This window comes from Pedobacter sp. PLR (genome assembly GCF_026239675.1).
Lineage (GTDB): Bacteria > Bacteroidota > Bacteroidia > Sphingobacteriales > Sphingobacteriaceae > Pedobacter.
The window spans coordinates 1-3,076 of the sequence record NZ_JAPIVQ010000022.1 but is presented as its reverse complement, the minus strand read 5'-3'; the positions used below and the strand labels follow the sequence as shown (position 1 = coordinate 3,076).

The following is a 3,076-nucleotide window of genomic DNA, read 5'->3' as shown; positions in this document are numbered from 1 at the left end:
CGGTATGGATTTCAGAAATAAGTACCTGATCTCTGGCATGTATACGACGCAGACTTCAGCGTTAAGCGGTTATACGAATGGTAGTTTTGAACTGAACCTGAGGTTGAACCTGACTAAATAGCAGAGAAAGAGTTAGGACTCCTCCAGGTCTGGAAAACTTTAATGCTCCCTTTGAGGGGAGCATTAAAATCCTCCGGGGCCCTGTCGTAGCCTAATCTCTTTCCCGGGAGGCTAAAGAAAAACCCGGTGGTCATGGTTAGTGCTGAGGGATTGCTTCAATTAAGGCCTTGCTTCGATTATGGCCAATTTTTTTTATACAGATTACAATATTTTTCAAAAAAAATCTTCACAAACAAACATCAATTGAAAGAAAACTAATTTAAAATAAAAATTTTCGCATACGCACATATGTTGATGTTTTTTATATAATTTTACAATAAGTAACTGATAATTAACCTCTCAATCAAATTGTCTCATGGACATTTCTATTTCCCTGATTTTTCTTTCAGCGCTGAGCCATCGCTATGGACCAAAGCCTGAAAGTTCTTTTCGCCTCTCAAATCAAATCAACAATTATACTCAACACAATTTATTATGGAAGAATTTTTAGGAATAGTCAAGCTATTTGGTGGAAACTTTGCACCCAGAGGCTGGGCTTTTTGTAATGGACAAACATTCTCAATAGCCCAAAACACGGCTTTGTTTTCAATTCTAGGAACTACTTATGGTGGGAATGGACAAACTACTTTTGCTTTGCCAGACCTTAGAGGCAGGGCAGCGATTGGTTGGGGGCAAGGTCCGGGTTTAAGTAATTACGTTTTGGGTCAAACATCAGGTACCGAAAATATTTCGATTTTACAAACAAATATGCCCGCGCATACGCATGTTGCCACTACAAAGGTAAGTGATGTAGAAGGGAGTGTAGCTGTCCCGGTTGCAGGAAGTTCATTGGCTACAATGGTTGACACCAGTGTCAATCAAATATTTAGCTATACCAGCAATGCACCTACAGTTGCCTTGAATGGCACAACCACTACCAATGCATTAACCGGAGGTAACGTGCCAATATCAATCCTGCAACCCACACTTGCAATGAGTTACATCATTTGCACGGAGGGTATATTCCCTTCAAGAAATTAACCATAAAACTTTAAAAAACGCTCTCAATTTTAAAATTAACGCTCTCCCTATGAAGACATCATACCTACAAAAGTTTAACCTGTTTATTGTATTTTGTTTATTTTTATTTTCCGCCAAAACCAGTACCGCACAACTAGTTGCCGGTGATCTGGCCATCATCGGAGTGAATGCAGAAACAACGGTTAATCCTACACCCAGGGCGACAATTTCTTTCGTTGCCTTAACTGAGATCCCTACGGGAACGGTAATCCACCTGACAGACATTGGCTATACAGGAAGTGCTTTTGTTCTGGCACCTGTCCCTCCGGCAACGACTAGTCCTGATGGGACTGCCAACTGGACTGTAACCACTAAGGTTCCTGCAGGTACGGTGTTTACCGTGACCATACAAAGTGGTGTCAGTCCTACTGTATCCATCCTGCCAAATACTTTTGGATCAATTAGCCTGGATGCCAGCAGTTGGTCACATGCTGTTGCAGCTCCTATTCCGATCAATGCCGGAGATTCCTGGTTCTTATACACAGGTACTAAAACCAGTCCGGATTTCATTTACGGATTTACCAATTCCAAAAACCCTGATCTTGACGAGATTGACGAAAGTACGGGCTGGACAAAAGATACTAAAACACCAAAAAACCAAAGTTCTATACTTCCGGCAGCCTTAAAAACCGCGAATGCCTATACCTCTTTAATCTCCTTTAAAACCGTTGATCAGCAACGGGATTTCAATGCTTATAGTGGTACGTTTTCCGGTTCAAAATCAACTTTACTCGCCCAGATTAAAAACACTGCAAGCTGGACAGCAACAGACAATACCACCGATGCTAAAGTCCTGATTCCAGGTACAACTGGTGGTGCTTTCCCTGGCCCTCAACCTATTTACAAGCTGGGTTCCAGCGTATTGAGCGTTATTTCGAATCCCACAACCGGCCAGTTTCGTATCGGCGAAACAGTAGCTATACTCGTAAAGTTCAGTGACCTGGTTAATGTGGTTTCCGGTACCCCAAGATTGAAACTAAACTCAGCCCCAAATACCTATGTCAACTATGCCTCAGGAACTGGCACGAATACCCTTACTTTTAACTATACGGTAGCGGCTGGCGAAACCAGCCCTGACCTTAACTATACAAGTACCACTGCGCTTGAGCTCAATGGGGCGGTTTTAACAGACGCCCTGGGAGACAACGCCTTATTACAATTACCTGCCCTTGACGCTGCCGAATCTTTAGCTGGCAGTAGTAATGTCCTCATTGATGGTGTCCCACCAACTTTACCCTTCGTATCTATTGTAGCTAATAATGCTTCCTATCCTGCTTATGCAAAGGCCGGTGCTGTAGTTACCTTATCTTTCAGAGCTTCTGAAAGCATCACGACCCCAATAGTAACTATTGGAGGCGCAACGGTTACGGCATCTCCTGCGGGAGGATTTAACTGGGTAGCGCTCTATGTGCTACCTTCGGGTCTGGCAGAAGGCGTAGTTCCTTTTACCATCAACTATACAGATACTTATGGTAATACCGGAGCGCAACAAACTACAGTCAGCACCGGCTCCATGGTGACCTTAGATAAAACTACACCTACGCTAAGTAATGTGAGTATCAGCAGTAATAATCCAAATCCTGCTTTAGCGAAACCCGGAGATCAGGTAAGCCTAACCTTTACCGGTTCTGAAGGTTTAGGCACCCCGCTTGTATCGTTTTATGGATCGCCAGCGGCTAGTGTAGTATCTGCTGCGAACAACGTATGGACTGCTACAGCGAACCTGACCCTTGTGAACGCAGAAGGAGCAGTTCCTTTCCAAATCAGCTATTCAGATTTTGCAGGAAATGCAGGTACTGCAGTGACCACTACCAACGATGCTTCTACCGTTATATATGATAAAACACTTCCTGTTGCGCCTAATTTTCTGGGTGTAACGGCGGGAGATACGCAAAAT

Annotated in this window: 2 protein-coding genes; both read left to right on the top strand. The window is 43.5% G+C overall.

Annotated features, from left to right (window positions below; all coding sequences use genetic code 11):
• Positions 1 to 594 precede the first annotated feature (594 nt).
• On the top strand, positions 595 to 1,140 hold the full coding sequence (locus OQX61_RS24145; protein ID WP_265844409.1) for a tail fiber protein: 546 nt from the start codon (positions 595 to 597) through the stop codon (positions 1,138 to 1,140).
• Between the two features lie 49 nt (positions 1,141 to 1,189).
• Positions 1,190 to 3,076, top strand: a 1,887-nt coding sequence (locus OQX61_RS24140; RefSeq protein WP_265844408.1) for a hypothetical protein, incomplete at its 3' end; no start/stop codon positions are given.

Coding starts and splice junctions, on each gene's coding strand:
- OQX61_RS24145 (WP_265844409.1), top strand. CDS start 595: ATGGAAGAATTTTTAGGAATAGTCAAGCTATTTGGTGGAAACTTTGCA.